The 17,182-nt window shown below is 48.4% G+C and carries 19 protein-coding genes and 1 other RNA gene; 7 read left to right on the top strand and 13 right to left on the bottom strand.

Features of this window, described 5'->3' with window-relative positions; all coding sequences use genetic code 11:
- Positions 1 to 96 precede the first annotated feature (96 nt).
- A complete protein-coding gene (locus tag F3J40_RS05520) occupies positions 97 to 1,455 on the top strand; it encodes an MATE family efflux transporter (RefSeq protein WP_167012876.1) in 1,359 nt (452 codons plus the stop codon).
- 159 nt (positions 1,456 to 1,614) lie between these two features.
- On the opposite strand, the gene F3J40_RS05515 is transcribed toward F3J40_RS05520, so the two are convergent.
- Together F3J40_RS05515 and F3J40_RS05510 are read right to left on the bottom strand one after the other, a co-directional pair.
- Positions 1,615 to 2,469: a PA4780 family RIO1-like protein kinase gene (locus F3J40_RS05515; protein ID WP_167012875.1), complete on the bottom strand. Its 855-nt coding sequence runs from the start codon at positions 2,467 to 2,469 to the stop codon at positions 1,615 to 1,617.
- Positions 2,470 to 2,718: 249 nt separating this feature from the next.
- On the bottom strand, positions 2,719 to 2,958 hold the full coding sequence (locus F3J40_RS05510) for a GNAT family N-acetyltransferase (protein ID WP_167012874.1): 240 nt from the start codon (positions 2,956 to 2,958) through the stop codon (positions 2,719 to 2,721).
- A 207-nt stretch (positions 2,959 to 3,165) separates the two neighbouring features.
- Between F3J40_RS05510 and F3J40_RS05505 the strand changes: the two genes are divergently transcribed.
- Positions 3,166 to 3,819 (top strand): hypothetical protein, encoded by a 654-nt coding sequence (locus F3J40_RS05505; RefSeq protein ID WP_167012873.1) that lies wholly within the window; start codon positions 3,166 to 3,168, stop codon positions 3,817 to 3,819.
- A gap of 111 nt (positions 3,820 to 3,930) precedes the next feature.
- On the opposite strand, the gene F3J40_RS05500 is transcribed toward F3J40_RS05505, so the two are convergent.
- Positions 3,931 to 4,086, bottom strand: coding sequence for a hypothetical protein (locus F3J40_RS05500; protein WP_167011775.1), 156 nt, complete (start codon positions 4,084 to 4,086; stop codon positions 3,931 to 3,933).
- A gap of 94 nt (positions 4,087 to 4,180) precedes the next feature.
- Between F3J40_RS05500 and F3J40_RS05495 the strand changes: the two genes are divergently transcribed.
- Together F3J40_RS05495 and F3J40_RS05490 are read left to right on the top strand one after the other, a co-directional pair.
- Positions 4,181 to 4,402 (top strand): hypothetical protein, encoded by a 222-nt coding sequence (locus F3J40_RS05495; protein ID WP_167012872.1) that lies wholly within the window; start codon positions 4,181 to 4,183, stop codon positions 4,400 to 4,402.
- Positions 4,403 to 4,487: 85 nt separating this feature from the next.
- Positions 4,488 to 4,679, top strand: a complete 192-nt coding sequence (locus F3J40_RS05490) for an ogr/Delta-like zinc finger family protein (RefSeq protein WP_167012871.1) — start codon at positions 4,488 to 4,490, stop codon at positions 4,677 to 4,679.
- 260 nt (positions 4,680 to 4,939) lie between these two features.
- Here F3J40_RS05490 and F3J40_RS05485 read toward each other — a convergent pair whose 3' ends face one another.
- The 5 genes from F3J40_RS05485 to smpB form a co-directional block, all read right to left on the bottom strand.
- A complete protein-coding gene (locus F3J40_RS05485; RefSeq protein ID WP_167012870.1) occupies positions 4,940 to 6,712 on the bottom strand; it encodes an ATP-binding protein in 1,773 nt (590 codons plus the stop codon).
- Positions 6,700 to 7,821, bottom strand: a complete 1,122-nt coding sequence (locus tag F3J40_RS05480) for an SIR2 family protein (RefSeq protein ID WP_167012869.1) — start codon at positions 7,819 to 7,821, stop codon at positions 6,700 to 6,702. The genes F3J40_RS05485 and F3J40_RS05480 overlap by 13 nt, the downstream gene beginning before the upstream one ends.
- 45 nt (positions 7,822 to 7,866) lie before the next feature.
- Entirely contained in the window at positions 7,867 to 9,018 is a 1,152-nt protein-coding gene (locus tag F3J40_RS05475) for an integrase domain-containing protein (protein WP_167012868.1), read from the bottom strand.
- Between the two features lie 192 nt (positions 9,019 to 9,210).
- Positions 9,211 to 9,594, bottom strand: a transfer-messenger RNA (tmRNA) gene (gene ssrA, locus F3J40_RS05470).
- 45 nt (positions 9,595 to 9,639) lie between these two features.
- Positions 9,640 to 10,122 carry an SsrA-binding protein SmpB gene (smpB, locus tag F3J40_RS05465; protein WP_017347825.1) on the bottom strand — a complete coding sequence of 161 codons (483 nt, stop codon included), beginning with the start codon at positions 10,120 to 10,122 and terminating at the stop codon, positions 9,640 to 9,642.
- Positions 10,123 to 10,281: 159 nt separating this feature from the next.
- Between smpB and F3J40_RS05460 the strand changes: the two genes are divergently transcribed.
- Together F3J40_RS05460 and F3J40_RS05455 are read left to right on the top strand one after the other, a co-directional pair.
- Positions 10,282 to 10,716, top strand: coding sequence for a type II toxin-antitoxin system RatA family toxin (locus F3J40_RS05460; protein WP_017347824.1), 435 nt, complete (start codon positions 10,282 to 10,284; stop codon positions 10,714 to 10,716).
- Complete coding sequence (locus F3J40_RS05455; protein WP_017347823.1) at positions 10,709 to 11,002, top strand: RnfH family protein; 294 nt, start codon at positions 10,709 to 10,711, stop codon at positions 11,000 to 11,002. The genes F3J40_RS05460 and F3J40_RS05455 overlap by 8 nt, the downstream gene beginning before the upstream one ends.
- 80 nt (positions 11,003 to 11,082) lie before the next feature.
- Here F3J40_RS05455 and bamE read toward each other — a convergent pair whose 3' ends face one another.
- The 3 genes from bamE to nadK form a co-directional block, all read right to left on the bottom strand.
- Positions 11,083 to 11,430 carry an outer membrane protein assembly factor BamE gene (gene bamE, locus F3J40_RS05450; protein ID WP_167012867.1) on the bottom strand — a complete coding sequence of 116 codons (348 nt, stop codon included), beginning with the start codon at positions 11,428 to 11,430 and terminating at the stop codon, positions 11,083 to 11,085.
- A gap of 188 nt (positions 11,431 to 11,618) precedes the next feature.
- Positions 11,619 to 13,280: a DNA repair protein RecN gene (gene recN / locus F3J40_RS05445; protein WP_167012866.1), complete on the bottom strand. Its 1,662-nt coding sequence runs from the start codon at positions 13,278 to 13,280 to the stop codon at positions 11,619 to 11,621.
- 83 nt (positions 13,281 to 13,363) lie between these two features.
- A complete protein-coding gene (gene nadK, locus F3J40_RS05440) occupies positions 13,364 to 14,242 on the bottom strand; it encodes an NAD(+) kinase (protein ID WP_017347820.1) in 879 nt (292 codons plus the stop codon).
- 122 nt (positions 14,243 to 14,364) lie between these two features.
- Here nadK and grpE point away from each other — a divergent pair, with 122 nt between their 5' ends.
- Positions 14,365 to 14,946, top strand: coding sequence for a nucleotide exchange factor GrpE (gene grpE / locus F3J40_RS05435; RefSeq protein ID WP_167012865.1), 582 nt, complete (start codon positions 14,365 to 14,367; stop codon positions 14,944 to 14,946).
- A 51-nt stretch (positions 14,947 to 14,997) separates the two neighbouring features.
- Here grpE and ung read toward each other — a convergent pair whose 3' ends face one another.
- Positions 14,998 to 15,681 carry a uracil-DNA glycosylase gene (gene ung / locus F3J40_RS05430; RefSeq protein WP_167012864.1) on the bottom strand — a complete coding sequence of 228 codons (684 nt, stop codon included), beginning with the start codon at positions 15,679 to 15,681 and terminating at the stop codon, positions 14,998 to 15,000.
- A gap of 165 nt (positions 15,682 to 15,846) precedes the next feature.
- Positions 15,847 to 17,175 carry an ATP-dependent RNA helicase SrmB gene (gene srmB / locus F3J40_RS05425; RefSeq protein ID WP_167012863.1) on the bottom strand — a complete coding sequence of 443 codons (1,329 nt, stop codon included), beginning with the start codon at positions 17,173 to 17,175 and terminating at the stop codon, positions 15,847 to 15,849.
- Positions 17,176 to 17,182: the final 7 nt, after the last annotated feature.

Genomic DNA, 17,182 nt, shown 5'->3' with positions numbered 1-17,182 from the left:
AAAGTCCGATTTATGCATTACCGGGCAAAGGGATAGCTGCAACCGGGCTTTTTTACTACTCTCCGGCGAGACGGAATACACGTTCATGGATTCGATATGATTAGAAAACTGCTCGCGCTGGGCTTACCGCTGGCTATCGGCTTTATCTCGCAAACCACCATCTCCTTCACGGATGCCATGCTGATTTCCCGACTGGGTAATCAGGACCTTTCCGGCGCAACCCTCGGCATCAGCCTGTTTAGCCTGGTGATGCTGATGGGGATTGGCATTCTTCTGGCCTTTGGGCCGCACATGGCCCGGGCGTTCCGGCAGGATGACTTCGCGCGGCTAAGAAAATGGTTTGCGCAGGGGATTTGGCTGGCGCTGATCCTTGGGGTGGTGGGGATGGCGACTCTGTACAATACCGGGCGCATTCTGACCCTGTTTAACGTCAGTGACGATCTGGCGCAAATCGCCCAGCAGTACAACCAGGGGGCTGCGCCGGGCATCGTGTTCCTGTTTTTGTTTGTACACAGCCGCTGCCTGATGTCCTCGGTGGGTAAACCGGGCTATTTGACGATTATCATGTTGCTGACGGTGCCGGTGAATTTTCTCGTGGCGTATGTGGCGATCCTGGGGTTCAACCACACGGGTGGCGCGGGGGTATTGGGTGGGGGACTCTCCAGCTCGCTGATCCGGGCGGTATTGCTGATCTCGGCGGTTTGTTTACTGACGCGTGGGCGTCCGTTTCGCCATCTTTCTCTTACCCTGCGACCCGGGCGGCTGGACTGGCAAGCGATACGCACCGTCCTGGCCGCCGGGTTGCCGATGGGAGTGCGAATTGCGCTTAGTGAAGGCTTCCTGCCCGCAGCCGCGTTTTTGATTGCTGGATTTGGGCTGGAAGCCACCACGGTTCATAGCTTTGCACTGCGCACCGAATCGTTAATTACCGTGTTTACCATCGGCTTATCGGGTGCCGCAGGAACGCTGGCGGCATGGTGCGCAGCAGAAAATGACTGGGTCGGGTTGCGCCGACTGCGCTACGGACTCCTGATCGTCGCTTTCGGCTATGTCTTGCTGGTAGGTGGGGCGATTGCCTTGTTCTACCCGCAGATTCAACGCGATATCTACGATGTGACGGATGCGCACATCATCACCATGATGTGGAATCTTTTACCGCTGCTCTTAATCGCTTTCCTGTTCAACACCCTTGGTAGTTGCTACAACGGTTTCCTGGTCGGCATGATGGATACACGCTGGCCGACGCTGGTGGTGATTGGCAGCTACTGGGTGATTGGTTTAGGCGGGGGTTTTATGGTGGCACGCTATTTTCACGCGGGTTTTTACAGCTACTGGATCGCGCTGGGGGTCAGTAACCTGATTATTGCGGCCTATAACTTCTACCGCACCGGTGTCCATGTTCAGCGGATGGTGCGGGAGAGGTTACACGAGCCACAGCCCGCAGTGAGCGGCTGACACGGCTTTCGGACATGCCGGTCAAGGGACTTCCTTGTTTCCGGGGAATGTGCAGACAGTTTAGCGGATTTGGTGCGATGCGTTGAGGAAACGTCGGGGCAGGGGATTTACATTCCATGCAAGCAGCCAATATCTGGCTGCTTTGAACAGTGGCGAGATTTACTCTTCGTCGCGCTCTTTGGCGGCACGCTGACGTTCGTAATGTTCATCTTCTGCGGCAATGATTTCATCCAGCAGCGAGCCCATATCAACATCATGCAGCTCTTCAACAAACATCCCGGTCAGCACCGTTTCTGGGGTGAGCTTACCTTCTTCGTATAACAGCCAGATCTCTTTTGCATAGCGAGTTTGCAGCAACTGCGGGGCAAACTGGCCGTAATAGGCGGTGATGTTATTCACATCACGTTCGAACATCGACTCAGCATGGTTGTTCGCCGCCGCATCCACCGCCTGCGGCAGGTCGATAATCACCGGGCCTTCCGCATCCAGCAGTACGTTAAACTCTGACAGGTCGCCATGCACAATCCCGGCGCACAACATGCGCACGATATTGCGGATCATGGTGTGGAAATCAGCCACCGCATCGGCTTCGGACAAGGTGACATCGCTGAGGCGTGGAGCCACAGCCCCATCAGCATCCGTGACCAGTTCCATTAACAGCACACCATCAATACACAGGTAGGGCTCAGGCACGCGGACGCCCGCTTTGGCCAGACGGAACAGTGCTTCGACTTCCGCCGTCTGCCACTCTTCTTCCTGCTGCTTGCGGCCAAATTTAGAGCCTTTCTGCATCGCGCGCGCGTTACGTGAGTTGCGCACTTTGCGCCCTTCCTGATACTGCACCGCCTGCTTAAAGCTGCGCTGCGTCGCTTCCTTGTACACTTTGGCACACTGGATTTTGTCGCCGCACAGCACGGTGTAAACGTCCGCTTCTTTGCCGCTTTTCAGCCGCTGAAGCACGTTATCGATCAGGCCATCATCGACCAGAGGTTGGATTCGGTTTGGGATTTTCATGCGGCTTTATACCTCATTTAAGCCACTTTTCGTATCACTAAAACAGCCTGTGTGCTGCTCAGTGTAAAACTGTGTTGCCATCGTTGAATTTCCTCCCGTTGCTGGAGAAGACATTACTGATCTACAAGGGTTTGGGCAATGGTGTAGATCATCTGTGGCGGTAATTTGTGGTGGTTTAGGATTTCATACCGATGAGCGATGGCGGTGAACCGGCTCAATGCGTGTGCCTGAGTCTTCAGGCAACGTGGGTCACGGCTTTTCCGCGCAAAGTTCTAACACCATCACGGTGACTAATTCGCCAGTCACCGTGCGTTGTTCATGATTTTTCCATCCCAAATTACGATAAAACGACTGCTTATCCGGAGTGTAGAGCCAGAGTTGAGTGATGCCCCGTGCGGTTGCTACTTTGATTATGTCAGCAATCAGTGCCGAGCCAATTCCCTGCCCACGCTTTTCAGTCTTGGTAACAACTTCACCTAACCAGTACATGCGCTGTGGTTCAGCCTAGGACTTTTAAGACTTTATCATCTGGCTCTTTTATCACAGGAACTAGATAAAATTCTCTAACAATATGTTTTTTTTTAAATAAAAAATCATTTTGGCTCACAGGCTGTTCGTAAAAGTATTATACTAATTAACAAGATAAAAATGGGAAACCCCAACTAATCTAAGGTTAATAAATATGGGTTTGAAAGTATGAAAAGGTTTTTATTAAACGCACTAAAAGGTATACCGTCAACTATTCAGTTGGTGTTAGCTATCACTACTTTAGTTCTTACCTACAATATAGGAAAGGAGCAGAATGTAATTTCAAGTCTTCAGTACTCCCCTGTGTTTATATTTAACATTGAGCAGTTGTTTAGAAAAGATTATACCCCTACGCAGTCGGAGAAATTTGAAATAATTAACGAAGGCTATCCGGTTAATAATTTTTACTCTGACATTGATTCTATTATGGAGATTACATTTTACTTTAAAGGTGAGTTTCATCGCAATAAATTAAAAATAGATTATTTCTCAGTGCAATCAAGAAAGTCTGGAGGAAAGGAACGGATGTCAGGTGGCATAGGTGAGAATAATATTTCAATGTTTTCAAGTTTAAAAAGTAAGTTGCAGGAAAGTCTAACTGAGAAGGGAGCAAAACAGATCGCATTCTCGTTTGAACATTTAACAAAAATAAGTTATTCAGATATGGATCAGGTCGAAAGTGAAATGTATTTTTTGAATTCTGAAAGGGTGAAAAGAGATGTGTATGTTAAATCATTAGAGGGGGTTGATAGGTTTTATATCGTATCGCTATACGAACCTAACGTGGATGAAATAACGTCTAAATTATTATTAAGTAATTAAAATTAAAACTGAAGTGCTCAGGTTAAAAATTTTCTCGGTTATGATTTTTAGTGGGTTCACATTCAATATAAAACCGGCCTGAGCCGGTTTGTGTTGACTGCATTTAAACAGTCAGTCGACCACGCTGTCCTCATGAAGCGTGAGATCGGTCTGGACGTCGTTATCTATTCTGTGCTTCAGCAGGATGCGCTTATACTTCTTCAGCGTCCACGACACAGGCTGACCGAATACCGTCAGACTAAGCGGGCGGATATTGGCATTACCCATGAATAGGCCGGTCGCGGTGTCAACAACACTCAACTCTGGCATTATGGGGGACGGACGTTTTCCTGCCTTATATCAGTGTTGCTGACAGAGTAACGTGAGTCCATCGCTGCTGTGGGCCATTAAGCTACGGGTCTGTCGTGAAGAACTTTCACCGTTGTTTGCCGGTGATGACCGGGGCTGGATTAAGGACGTGGCTGGTCTGGTCGGCGAGGTACTGGCGCGTATGGCTGCGGCCCTGTCGCACAGTGTTCTAATAGAGGCTCTGCTGCTGGAGAATAACGGCCTGTATCGTCTGGCGCTGACGGGGGTGATATAGAGCTATATAACAACGCCATTTACCCGATGAAGTTTGTAAAAGTATTACAGCCGCAACGTGCGGCATTGCAGGAGGGCAGCCAGAAATGATGCACTGCCCTTACTGCAAAAGCGCGGCACATGCCAAATCGAGACGCTATATGTCTGAAGAGGTTAAAGAGCGTTATCACCAGTGCACTAATCTGGAATGCTCCTGTACCTTCAAGACGAATGAGAGCATCACAAAAATGATTACCGCACCGCCAAAGCCGGAAAAAGTACCTAGAGCGTCACCGTAACCGGTAGGAGAACGCCAGAAGCTGGGCCGCTACGGTTCTGAATTCCACCAGGTTCATTAATCCCGCACAGCCGCTGCACTATCAGCGGCTTTTTTGTGTCTTCGACTTGCCTTTATGAAGCCCTTTTTATGGCCAGCCGCTTTGTAAAGAGTGATGAATGCATGGCGTGCATGAATCTGCATGCAAAACCATGCACTATATTCCCTCGTTCAGGCCTTACCGGGCGCGGGCTGGCGTGGCGGTGATAGCATTGCGCGCGTCTATGAAAGTCCCCACAGAGTTTCAAGATTTATCGTGTCACTTTGTGGAGCCATATCTTCAGTCAGTCTTTCCATTTGAACAATTAAAGGAGTGTGGAAAGCAGTTCCTGAAACGATGCATGCACCAGGGGGAAGTGTAGGAATTAATGATCTTGATGCCGCATCAAGAGTACTTAACGTATTTTTTAAAAGAAATAGATCATTCTCATTTACTAATCGATGTATAAAATAATTATGTAACTGAGAGATAATGGTTGGTGAAATATCAAAAGGACGTTGGCTTGAGATGGTTACAAAGTATCCAAACTTTCTTCCTTCCTTTATTATTTCTTCAAATAGCTCTAACCTATAGTCTTTCCAACTTTCAGCTTCTCTATTCGAGGTTTCAGATAATATATTGTGAGCTTCATCAATAATCAAATGGAAACTTTCGCAATTATTATCTGTTGATTTGTGGTCTAAGAAAGAACATTTTGCAATCATCATAGGAATGGTTTTTTTTGTAGATTGATTACAGTTTTTTAAAGATATAATTGAAATTGGAAAGCGTTCTTGTTTTGATGGCGTTACTTCAATTACCTTGGATAATGATGGGCCGGTTGCTGTTATTTTATTAATTAGTGGTGATATGTGTTCATATTGAACGTAGTTTTTCGATACCGAATTGATCAGTTGCAAGGTTGAGCGTATAAATATCTCATCAAAAACGGAGCTGGCAGTAAGTGAACTATTATATGTGGTGCTCAAATAAGCTATAGCATCTTCAGGGTTGTTTATCCATCTATTAGGATGGTCGTATTTGTTTTGTGTTGAGTGCCAGGAGAAATTAGCTAATTCATCAATTATTGATTTCTGGTCCCCCTCTTCAAAAAATGGTATTAGTCCTCTAAGTAAATTTATTGTCTCTCTATGTTGATTTGTCCCGAACATGATCGATATTGTTCTTTTAAGATAGTTTTCGAGGTCATCATTGTAATCATTTTTATTTCTGACTAAGTGGGTTAGAAACGGTTTTTGAGTTTTTTCAGTTGCTGAAAAGAGAACAGATAACAACTCATCATCCCAAAACTCGCTTTCGGAAAAATGCAGTTTGTCTTGTGGGTTTTTCGTGTTTAACGTTTTAGTGTCGGTTATGTCGGGGAATGAGTTAGCCAGGGTGCCATATTCGCCATTGAAATCGATGATGGTTACTTTTGACTTTTTCTTAAAATTGACGTTATCACTGATAAGTGAAATGAGTGAGTGGTAAAGCTTAGCTAAAGTGTTCGACTTCCCACTACCGGTGTTCCCAAAAATACCTATATGAGAGTTAAATACACCATTAATTGGAATGCTGATTGGTAATTCTTCAAGAATCGACTTTCCTATATTTATCAGGGGGGTGTTTATGTTTTTTCTAAAGTTGTAAATTTCAGAAATCATCTCATCTGATATTAAATAAAGCTGATCATTTATCATCGGGAGAAATTTTACACCCGAATAAAAGTTACCTTCAAAGAAATACCCTAATATGCTTAACTCAATGAATCTGTCATATTTCTTTTGTTCTAATTCATCTTTTCTAATGTTGACGTTTTCAATTATTTCCTCACCTATTATCTTTCCAACTATGTCTTGATAGCCTTTCCGAATTAGAACAAATTCGTTAATGGCTATTCCTCGAAGTATTTTACCATGATGAAAATAGGTGGATTGATACAAGGCATGATCTACTTTTGCAACAACCATAGTTCCTTTTACTTGGGTGACATAACCAACATTTAGTCCGTCCATGAGATCCAGTCTCCATTGTCAGAAGTGAAAATCCGATCTATAAATACATCGAGGGAAATGTTATGAGCATCACTTTTAGGATATATGTATGTTACTCTTGAGTCATTGATTGTCTCATTTATTGATTGTTTGCTGTTTTTGCTATAACAAAAAACAAAAACTTTTAATGTTGGGTTGCTAAGTGAACGTTTTATTATTTCTAAAATATGCTCATCTTGAAATGAAAAGCCAAAACAGATCAATACTGTTTGAGGTTTCTCAAGTTCATAGCTTAATAACCTTAGACTTTGATAATAGTGTTGCTGAAAAACAGTTTCTGAAAATTTTTCTTTTGTAGGGCTTACTATAGCTAATCTGTTGTACTCAACTCTGAAATCAGCAAGGCTGTCAATATCCTCTTGGCAAAGCTCTAAATAATCAGAAAGGTTCTCGTCTGTTTCACAAAGACATGTGGTGAAGTCTTGTATTTTTTTATTGCATTCTAGAGTTATTTTTTCTGGCGCTGTCTTGGGGTATTGAATATTGATCTTTTGTTCATCTTTTTTATTCCATGATACTGAGCCATGCATTTTTATGATGTTTATTGTTGGGATTTCTTGTTTGTATAAATCGTGTGTTCCTTGATGCCAATGTGATAAATGGAAGTTGCTAATGTTTAGGCTTCGTTCTTTAAAGCCTAATGCTCCATCATTGAAGTAGAAACTCTTTTTGTTAAGAACATTATCTGCCGCTGTTTCAAAGAAAAGATCGTAATTTGTAGTGAAAATATTGCCTCTTTTTATTTGATGTGAACCTTTTCTTTCCAATAAAGAAACCAGTTCATATAAAAATTTATTATAATCATTTAATGTTTTAGAATAGTTTTTTGGAGTTGGTTTTGGCTTAATGCAGAAAGTTTTTTCTATTATATTGTTATAATAAAAGCTTAATATGTAGTTTTCTAAATTAGTCTGTCCTTTGATATCATTATGCGTGAGTAATGTTTCGTATGTTACATTGTCGCTCAACCATAAAGTTGGTATGTATGCAGCAGATGCTCCAGAACCAAACAAAAAATTAATGTTCTTGTCATATATGTTTGAAGCTTTGCAAGGGAATTCTTTATCCATCAGTTATGCACCTTATTTTTATTAGCTTTTTTTAAAACCAATTAATTAAATTCTTTGCTCTAAATAGATTGATAGGTTATAAGTTCTACGAACTTCACTTCTATATATGTGCGCTAATGCTGAATCTATCAAATTAGTATATAGTCCGGCTTCATTCATAAATGTACTCGCTATTGAACGTAAACCATGAGCAACGAGCTTTCCTCCAAATCCAATTTTACTTAAATCAGCATTAGCGGTCTGGCTGTTCATTGGCTGTTTGGGATCATTCCTGCTAGGGAATACAAGCTCTCTGTAGTTGCTGATTGATTTCATCACATCAAGAATATACATAGCTTGAGAAGGAATGGGAACGATATTTAAACGTTGGATTTTCATGCGCTCTGCTGGAATTGTCCATAATTTCGCATCAAAATCGATTTCCTCCCATCGCGCCCCAGCAGCTTCAGACGGTCGAACAAGTGTCAGAAGCTGCCATTTAATTAGACAGCGAGTCGGAACTGACAAATTCGACATAGTTAAAGAGCTCATTAACTTGGGAAATTCTTCAGGTCTTAACGTAGGCATGTTTTGTTTCTTCGGCTTTTCAAAATCCATTCCAGCCCCAGAAGCAGGATTAGAATCAATCAAACAGGTATTCACTGCATAAATCATGATCTCATTGATACGCTGCACTAACCGACGAACAGTTTCAAACGCATCACGAGCTTTTATTGCTTCCAATGCCACCACAATAGTTTTAGCTTTGATTCCTTGGACAGGAATCTCACCAATAGCGGGGAAGACATCTTTCTCCAGAGATCTCCATATATCCCTAGCATAATCCTCTGTAACGCTTTTGCCCTTAAGCTGAAACCAGCTTCCGGTCAGAGTTGAGAAAATGCTATCCCGTTCAATTTGCCGTTGTTCTGATGCTTCCTCTTGCTGCTTCTGAGGATCGATTCCTTGAGCGAGAAGTGACAGGTACTGGTCACGAACTTGACGTGCTGCAGCTAGCGTTAGGGCGGGGCAATAATCTAGGCTGAGATTTGTGCGGCTACTGCTATTTGGCCGCTGATATCGAAAACGCCAAAGCTTCTTACCAGATTTTTTGGCAAGTATGAAAACTCCATCGCAATCATGTGAAGTGAAGTCATCATCTTGGGACTTAGCTTTGAGAATTTCGTTGTAAGTGAGGGGGCGAGTCATCCACGCCATAACTGATTACCGCCCAAAGTGGATACACGTAAGTAGTACAGATTATAGCCTGTAACAAAACGTGTACCAGTTTTCTCTGGGGGCGGGTGAATTATTTCGTCAAATTCAAAACACAAAAAAGCCCGCATAACTTACGCCATGCGGGCTTTTAGGACTTCATCATGTGACTCTGGTGTCACCGATCAAGAATTTTGGTGGAGCTGGCGGGAGTTGAACCCGCGTCCGAAATTACTACACCGTCGGCACTACATGCTTAGTCTAATCTTTGCATTCGCCGGTTAGCTGCGGACAGACACGCCACTAACAAACTAGCCTGATTGGATTTAACGCTTCAACCCCAGGCAAGGCATCCACGCGATCTCTTTTGGGTTTGACCTCTCTTGATCCCCGTCTTAAGAGCGGAAGCTAGGGAGAGAGGGAATCCTTAGTTGTTTAGACTAATTAAGCTGCGATTGCAGCAGGGAATTCGTAGTTTTCGTCGTTTGCGACTATTTTTTTGCGGCTTTTTACGAGGCCAACCGCCCCTCGGCATGCTCCTAGGGCTTCGCAAATCCCGTCGAATCCAGAATCAGCCCCAAGTAATGAAACTATAACAGAAAAAGGTGATGCTTTACCAGCGACTTAGCGATTAGCCTTCTTCATGATGCGCGCTTTGTCGAGTTTCCATTCGCGTTCTTTGATGTCGTCGCGCTTGTCGTGCTCTTTTTTACCTTTGGCAACGCCGATTTTGAGCTTCGCCCAGGCGTTTTTCCAGTACAGGGACAGGGCAACAACAGTGTAGCCTTCGCGATTGACGCGGCCAATGATGGAATCCAGTTCGCGCTGCTTCAACAGCAGTTTACGGTTGCGCGTAGGGTCGCAGACCACGTGGGTCGATGCGCCAATCAATGGCTGAATGGTGGAACCGAACAGATAAGCTTCGCCATCGCGCAGCAAAATGTAGCTGTCGCTGAGGTTGGCCTTGCCGGCGCGCATGGATTTAACTTCCCAACCTTGCAGTGAGAGTCCCGCTTCGAATTCTTCTTCAATAAAGTATTCATGACGGGCACGCTTGTTCTGGGCAATGGTGGCAGATCCGGGTTTGTGTGCTTTTTTCTTTGTCATAATGCGGCGTACTCTACATCACTTGAGCGGTTATCGCACCCCCAGTCCAGCGGGGCGGGGAGAAACGCGGTATTCTAGCACAACTGAAAACCCGGGGAATTTTTGTTTGATCGCTGAGAATGCTATCATCCAGCGGTTGTATCTTGAACAGGAACCATTATGGCCCAGATTAGCCGTTCAGCGCTGGTCCCTTACAGCGCTGAGCAGATGTACCGGCTCGTAAACGATGTCGATGCCTATCCGCAGTTTTTACCAGGTTGCACCGGTAGCCGCGTCCTTGACGCGACGGAAACGCAAATGACAGCATCAGTCGATGTCTCCAAAGCCGGCATCAGCAAAACCTTCACCACGCGTAACACCCTGACCGATAATCAGAGCATCCATATGCAGCTGGTTGACGGCCCATTCCGTCAGTTGACGGGCGGTTGGCGCTTTGTCTCACTGGGTGACGATGCCTGCAAAGTAGAACTCAGCCTCGAATTTGAATTCACCAATATGCTGGTTGAAATGGCATTTGGTCGCGTCTTCAAAGAGCTGGCCAGCAGCATGGTGCAGGCGTTTACCCAACGCGCAAAAGAGGTCTACAGTGCCTGATATCGCGGTGGAAGTGGTGTATGCCTTGCCAGAGAAGCAGTATCTGCAAAGCGTAAAGCTGGAGCAGGGCAGTACGGTGGAACAGGCGATTGTGGCTTCAGGCCTGTTACGTCTGCGCAAAGATATCGACTTGAGCGTCAATAAAGTGGGTATTTACAGCCGTCCGGTCAAGCTGAGTGATGTGGTTGAAGAGGGCGATCGGGTGGAAATTTACCGTCCCCTGATTGCCGATCCGAAAGAGTTGCGTCGTCAGCGTGCTGAACGCTCGGCTAGCGAGAAAAAGTAACACCGCTCGCTGCTGGCTACCATCGCCAGCTTCCACAACAAAAAAGGCGCCTTGAGCGCCTTTTCTACTGTGAGGGGCTATTAGCCCTTCGCGTTGGTCAGATTCGGTTTGTTATCGATATTGGTTAACACACCGTTGCCGTCGAAGGTCAGGGTCAGCGTCTGCTGAGTCACCTTCTCATGGCCTGGTTCCTGACGGAACACGTAGTACCACACGTTGCTACCGAACGGATCTTTCATCATCGGCGTACCCAGAGTATACGCGACTTGCTGTTGCGTCATGCCGGTATGCAGTTTTGCCACATCATTGGCGACCAGATAGTTCCCCTGATTGATATCCGGGCGGTACACCACACGTTCCAGAGTTGAACACCCGGCGGTCATCATCAACATTACCACTGCCGCAGCAGTCAGCATTTTACAACGCATCTATACATTCCTTTTTCGGGGCCAAACGCCTCTGTGTACAGGCTGTTTTTTGCCATCAAATTCTGAACTCTGCCTGCGGCAGGCTTAGTACTCAGGCGACATAAGTTGCCGATGATAATAAACCTTTGCGCCATTGGAAACCTCTACAGAGCAAGCTTATGACCACGAGGCTGCAAAAAAGTGCGCTGTCAGGCCGCCAAAAGTTCTTTGGCGTTGGCTAACGTGTTGCGAGTGACTTCGCTGCCGCCCAGTAAACGCGCCAGTTCTTGCAGGCGCGCACGCTTATCCAGCGGCTGCATATGGGTTTCTGTCATTGCGCCGTCGGTCTGTTTGCTGACGAAGAAATGTTGATGTCCACAGCCTGCAACCTGCGGTAAGTGCGTTACGCACATCACCTGGGTGGATTCGCCCAGCTGGCGTAACATTTTACCCACCACCGCAGCGGTTGGACCGCTGATACCCACATCGACTTCATCGAAGATCATTGCAGGGGTTTCCATTTTTTGTGCGGTAATCACCTGAATGGCCAGGGCAATACGGGAAAGCTCGCCCCCTGAGGCCACTTTGCCCAGCGGCTGCAGCGGCTGACCTGGGTTGGTGGTGACGAGGAAATCAATTTTGCTCGCGCCCTCAGCGGTGATCTGTTCCGGGTTGAAGGTCAGTTCAATTGCAAACTGGCCGTGCGGCATGGAGAGAGTGTGCATACTCTGTGTAATCAGCTGCTGTAGCTCTTCAGCAAACAGGACGCGCTGCTCATGCAGCAGTTCTGCACTGCTGAGTGCCGCCTGATAGTGCTCGCTCACCTGGTGATGCAGGCTCTCCTGGTCGCTCTCATGCTGCGAGAGTAGCTCTGCTTCGGCCAGCAACTGCTGATGGTGTTCCGGCAGGGCTTCCGGCGTGACGTGGTGCTTGCGCGCCAGGGCAATCTGCCGGGAGATGCGCTGTTCTACTTCATACAGGCGGTTCGGGTCGAGATCGAGGCGGTCGCAGTAGTGGCGCAGTTCATCACTGGCTTCGGAGAGTTGAATCGAGGCCTCCTCCAGCAGGTTCCACACGCCACCCAGTTTGTCATCCATGCCGGTGAGCTCTGCCAGCATCTGGCGCACGCTATAGAGCAGGCTGCTGATGTTGCTGTCATCGCCATCTGCCAGCATCTGGAGTGCCTGCTGGCTGGTGGAGAGCAGCTGTCCGCTGTTGGCTAAACGTTTGAACTCTTCGTCAATCTGCTCATATTCGCCCGGCTGCGGGGAAAACTCGTTGAGTTCTTTCAACTGGTACTGCAACAGCTCACGGCGTGCAGCGCGTTCCTGTGCCAACTGCTGATGCTGAGCCAGGTCACGGCAGCTCTGGTGCCAGCTTTGATACTGGGTGCGCATGGTGAGCAGCAGGGCATCATGGCCGGAGTAGGCGTCCAGCAGATGTTTTTGGTGATCGCCTTTTAACAGCAACTGGTGGGCGTGCTGGCCATGAATCTGGATCAGGAGTTGGCCAAGATCGCGCAGCTGTGACAGCGGGACTGAAGTGCCGTTGATAAAGCCACGGGAACGGCCATCGCTGCTGATCACGCGGCGCAGCAGGCATTCGCTGCCTTCATCAAGATGATTTTCCTGCAACCAACGTTGGGCTGAAGGGGAAGATTTGAGGTTAAAGCGGGCGCAAATATCGGCCCGGCTGGCTCCCTGACGCACCATATCTGCTTCAGCGCGACCGCCCAGGCACAACCCGAGCGCATCAATAGCGATGGATTTACCGGCCCCGGTCTCCCCGGTGATGGCGGTCATACCCTGTTGAAAATCAATTTCCAGTTCGCGAACGATAGCAAAGTTACTGATGGTCAGTTGTGCCAGCATAAGTCACCTGTATGTAAAAACAGATATGGTTTTACATACAGTATAAACTGGTTTTTTATCCAGTAAAGAGGGTGCGCTGGGTTTTAGAACAATTTTTTTGACCAGCCAAGCTTAGAGCTTAGCGTGTTGAAATAATTGTAATTTTTCGGATGGATCAGATCGAGGTGATGCGAGCTGCGTCTGATCAATACATCTTCCCCTTCCTGAATCGGCAGGGCTATCTGGCTGTCACAGCTGATCTCCAGGTCGCTTCTGCGGGTCGGGAAGCGCAGACGAATGGTGCTGCTGCTGTTGATGACCAGCGGGCGCGAGGAGAGCGTATGCGGGAACATCGGTACCAGGGCAATCGCTTCCAGTGAAGGGGTCAGAATCGGCCCACCAGCGGAGAGTGAATAGGCGGTTGAACCGGTCGGCGTGGAGATGATCAAGCCATCCGAACGCTGAGAGAAGGCGAAATTCTCGTCAATGTAGACCTCAAACTCAATCATGTGCGCCACTTTGCCGGGGTGCAGCACCACTTCATTGATTGCTGTGGCTAAACGCGGCGAGCAGTTGTCGCTGCCGACCTGCGCTTCAAGCAGGAAACGACTTTCGACAAAATAGTTGCCCTGCAAGACGTCATCCAGCTGCTGTTGGGCATTGTCTGGATCGAGGTCGGTGAGAAAACCCAGATTGCCACGGTTGATACCAATCACTTTGATATCGTAGCGAGAAAGCACGCGAGCAGCGCCCAGCATGTTGCCATCCCCACCGACCACCACCGCGAGATCGGCCTTTTCGCCTATCTCTGCCAGCGTGCCGGTTTGTGCATCGCGCAGCGCCAACTCTTTAGCAATCTGCTTTTCGACAATCACTTGATAACCTTTGGAGGTCAGCCAACGCCACATCATTTCGTGGGTGGTTAACGCCGTAGGATGGCGTGGATGGCCAACAATACCAATGCAGTTAAAGTGTGTATTCATGGAGCGGATAGTCCTCAAAAGCCAAAACGGCCAGGCAATGTGATGGGTTCCCTTGAAACCGCCAGAGTGATCCCCATAATAAGCCAACCAGCGAGATGAATGTGCAAAACGCGGAGAAATTCATGAGTAGTAAAGAACAGAACACCCCAAACGAGCAAGTCTCTGAAGAAATTCAACAGGAACAGCAGGCACAAGTGGAAACCGAGACAGCCCCAGAGGTGGATCCGCGTGATGAGCGTATCGCCCAGTTAGAGGCTGAGCTGGCTCAGGCGCAAGGCGGAGTGCGTGATGCACAACTGCGCGCCCAGGCGGAAATCGAGAACATTCGCCGTCGTACCGAAATGGATATCGAGAAGGCACACAAATTCGCATTGGAGAAATTCTCTAATGAACTGCTGCCAGTGATCGATAGCCTTGAGCGTGCGCTGGAAGTGGCTGATAAAGACAATGAGCAGTTGGCCTCTATGCTGGAAGGCATCGAGCTGACGCTGAAAGGCCTGCTGGGTGCAGTGCGTAAGTTTGGTGTTGAAGTGGTTGGTCAGCCAAATGAGCCGTTCAACCCGGAAGTGCATCAGGCGATTTCAATGATCGAATCTGCTGATGTCGCGCCAAACCACGTGCTGTTTGTGATGCAGCGTGGCTACACCCTGAATGGTCGCCTGTTGCGTCCAGCCATGGTGACAGTGGCGAAAGCCCAGGCCTGAGTGGCGTAAGATTGGTGATGACGGCCGCGCTTAGTCGCGGCCGTTTGCTTTTCAGCTTTCCGGTAACACCGGTGCCCAGTCAATCGGCTGCTGACCGGCAGATTGCAACAGCGCGTTGGTTTGGGAGAAGTGCTTGCTACCAAAGAAACCGCGATGCGCAGAGAGTGGAGAAGGGTGCGGCGCCTGTAAAACATGATGGCGCTGGCGATCGATAATGCTGCCCTTTTTCTGCGCGTGCGATCCCCACAGCAGGAAGATCACGCCTTCGCGATGCTGATTAATCGCTGCGATCACGTTATCCGTGAAGGTTTCCCAGCCGAAACGCGCGTGTGAGTGTGCTTTGCTGGCCTCAACGGTCAGAACCGTATTCAGCAGCAACACGCCCTGACGTGCCCAACTCTCAAGAAAGCCGTGCTGAGGACGCTCAAAGCCAGGAATATCCTGCACCAGCTCTTTGTACATGTTCTGCAGCGAAGGGGGAACGGCGACGCCCGGCAACACAGAGAAAGCCAAACCATGCGCCTGATTAGGGCCGTGGTACGGGTCCTGGCCGAGGATCACCACTTTGATGTCGCCGAGTTCGGTCAGACGGAAGGCGTTAAACACATCTTTTTGCGGCGGATAGACGGTAATTCCCGCCTCGCGCTCGCGTGCCACCTGCTTCAGCGTCTCGTTAAAATAGGGTTTCTCTTTTTCCACCGCCAGCACGTCGTGCCAGGTTAACTTGTCGGCCATCTCATGCTCCTGCCTGAAATTATGCTGTCTGGCTTAGCTGCCAGCTTGTGATGAAAATGGATGAGATCACGACCTGAAGTGAGATTCCACCCTAAAGCCCGAATTTTGCCCCTTAAAGGCAAAAAAAATCGCCCAACAGGGGGCGATTTTTTATCTGGTGCTGTTTTATTCCGCACCCTCGTTCGATGGCGTCGAGCTGCTAGGCTTGCGGCGCTTACCGACGTTTTTAGTATCGCGGTGGCGTTTTTTCACACGCGGTTTTTCCGCTTCTTTCTCTTTTTGCTCTTTACGCTTCGCCAGCACTTTTTTCGACGGTTTGCCAGTGACTTTTGCACTCTGCGCACGGGTAGTTGGACGCAGCTCATCGATGACGCGCATTTTCAGCGGCTCTTCGATGTAACGGCCAATTTTTTCCATCAGCAGGTGGTCATGGGCTTCAACCAGTGAAATTGCGGTGCCTTTTTTACCGGCGCGGCCGGTACGGCCAATGCGGTGCAGGTAGGTATCTGCGGTGCGTGGCATATCGTAGTTGATGACGTGGGTCACATCATCGATATCGATACCACGTGCGGCGACATCGGTCGCGACCAGCAGGTTAACGCGGCCATCGCTGATGCGTTTAATCGCTTCGTTACGTTTGGCCTGCACCATCTCACCTTCGAGATAGCAGCTACGAATACCCGCTTCATGCAGCCAACCTACCAGTTCGTGCAGGCGCTCACGTTTACGTACGAACACAATGGTACGTTCCATTTCTGGTTGATTCAGCAGGTGAACCAGCAGTTTGGTTTTGTGTTCTACGTCATCAGCACGGAAATAGTACTGATTGATTTTTTTACGTTCGCGGCGGCTTGGGTCAGCATCTACCGGGACCGGATCTTCCAGCAGGCGCTCGGCGAAGTCTTTGATGCTGTCGCCTTCCAGCGTGGCAGAGAACAGCAACGTCTGTTTACGCCAGCGGGTTTCAGCCGCGATGGTTTCGATATCCTGGGCAAAGCCCATGTCCAGCATGCGGTCAGCTTCATCTAGAATCAGCGTTTCAACGGCGCGGCAGTCGAAGTTCTCTTCTTTGATGTATTGCAGCAGGCGGCCAGTGGTCGCAACCACGATATCCTGGTTTTCGCTGAAGACTTCAGCGTGGTTCATAAAGGCAACGCCACCGGTGATGGTTGCGATGTCCAGATGCGTGTGTTGCGCCAGTTCACGCGCGTGATCGGCGACCTGCATCGCCAGCTCACGGGTTGGCGTCAGGATCAGAATACGGGGTGGGCCGGATTTTTTACGCGGAAAGTCGATCAGGTGTTGTAGCGCGGGCAGCAGATAGGCCGCGGTTTTCCCCGTTCCGGTTGGTGCCGAACCCAACACGTCACGGCCCTCTAGCGCGGGCGGGATTGCAACAGCCTGAATCGCTGTAGGGCGCGTGAAGCCTTTATCCTGCAGAGCTTTCAGCAGGCTTTCGTCGAGTTCGAGTTCGGAAAAAGTGGTTACGGTCATGGTCTAC

The organism is Candidatus Pantoea multigeneris, assembly GCF_011752615.1.
GTDB lineage: Bacteria > Pseudomonadota > Gammaproteobacteria > Enterobacterales > Enterobacteriaceae > Pantoea > Pantoea multigeneris.
The sequence above is the reverse complement of the archived record's forward strand: the minus strand, read 5'-3'. Positions and strand labels throughout refer to the sequence as shown.

Excerpts from the sequence above, each read along its gene's own strand:
- F3J40_RS05505 (WP_167012873.1), top strand. The coding sequence starts at position 3,166 with ATGAAAAGGTTTTTATTAAACGCACTAAAAGGTATACCGTCAACTATT.
- srmB (WP_167012863.1), bottom strand. The coding sequence starts at position 17,175 with ATGACCGTAACCACTTTTTCCGAACTCGAACTCGACGAAAGCCTGCTG.
- F3J40_RS05475 (WP_167012868.1), bottom strand. The coding sequence starts at position 9,018 with ATGGCGTGGATGACTCGCCCCCTCACTTACAACGAAATTCTCAAAGCT.
- F3J40_RS05490 (WP_167012871.1), top strand. The coding sequence starts at position 4,488 with ATGATGCACTGCCCTTACTGCAAAAGCGCGGCACATGCCAAATCGAGA.
- F3J40_RS05515 (WP_167012875.1), bottom strand. The coding sequence starts at position 2,469 with ATGAAAATCCCAAACCGAATCCAACCTCTGGTCGATGATGGCCTGATC.
- F3J40_RS05500 (WP_167011775.1), bottom strand. The coding sequence starts at position 4,086 with ATGGGTAATGCCAATATCCGCCCGCTTAGTCTGACGGTATTCGGTCAG.
- F3J40_RS05485 (WP_167012870.1), bottom strand. The coding sequence starts at position 6,712 with ATGGACGGACTAAATGTTGGTTATGTCACCCAAGTAAAAGGAACTATG.
- recN (WP_167012866.1), bottom strand. The coding sequence starts at position 13,280 with ATGCTGGCACAACTGACCATCAGTAACTTTGCTATCGTTCGCGAACTG.
- grpE (WP_167012865.1), top strand. The coding sequence starts at position 14,365 with ATGAGTAGTAAAGAACAGAACACCCCAAACGAGCAAGTCTCTGAAGAA.
- nadK (WP_017347820.1), bottom strand. The coding sequence starts at position 14,242 with ATGAATACACACTTTAACTGCATTGGTATTGTTGGCCATCCACGCCAT.
- F3J40_RS05510 (WP_167012874.1), bottom strand. The coding sequence starts at position 2,958 with ATGTACTGGTTAGGTGAAGTTGTTACCAAGACTGAAAAGCGTGGGCAG.
- ung (WP_167012864.1), bottom strand. The coding sequence starts at position 15,681 with ATGGCCGACAAGTTAACCTGGCACGACGTGCTGGCGGTGGAAAAAGAG.
- bamE (WP_167012867.1), bottom strand. The coding sequence starts at position 11,430 with ATGCGTTGTAAAATGCTGACTGCTGCGGCAGTGGTAATGTTGATGATG.
- F3J40_RS05460 (WP_017347824.1), top strand. The coding sequence starts at position 10,282 with ATGGCCCAGATTAGCCGTTCAGCGCTGGTCCCTTACAGCGCTGAGCAG.
- smpB (WP_017347825.1), bottom strand. The coding sequence starts at position 10,122 with ATGACAAAGAAAAAAGCACACAAACCCGGATCTGCCACCATTGCCCAG.
- F3J40_RS05520 (WP_167012876.1), top strand. The coding sequence starts at position 97 with ATGATTAGAAAACTGCTCGCGCTGGGCTTACCGCTGGCTATCGGCTTT.
- F3J40_RS05480 (WP_167012869.1), bottom strand. The coding sequence starts at position 7,821 with ATGGATAAAGAATTCCCTTGCAAAGCTTCAAACATATATGACAAGAAC.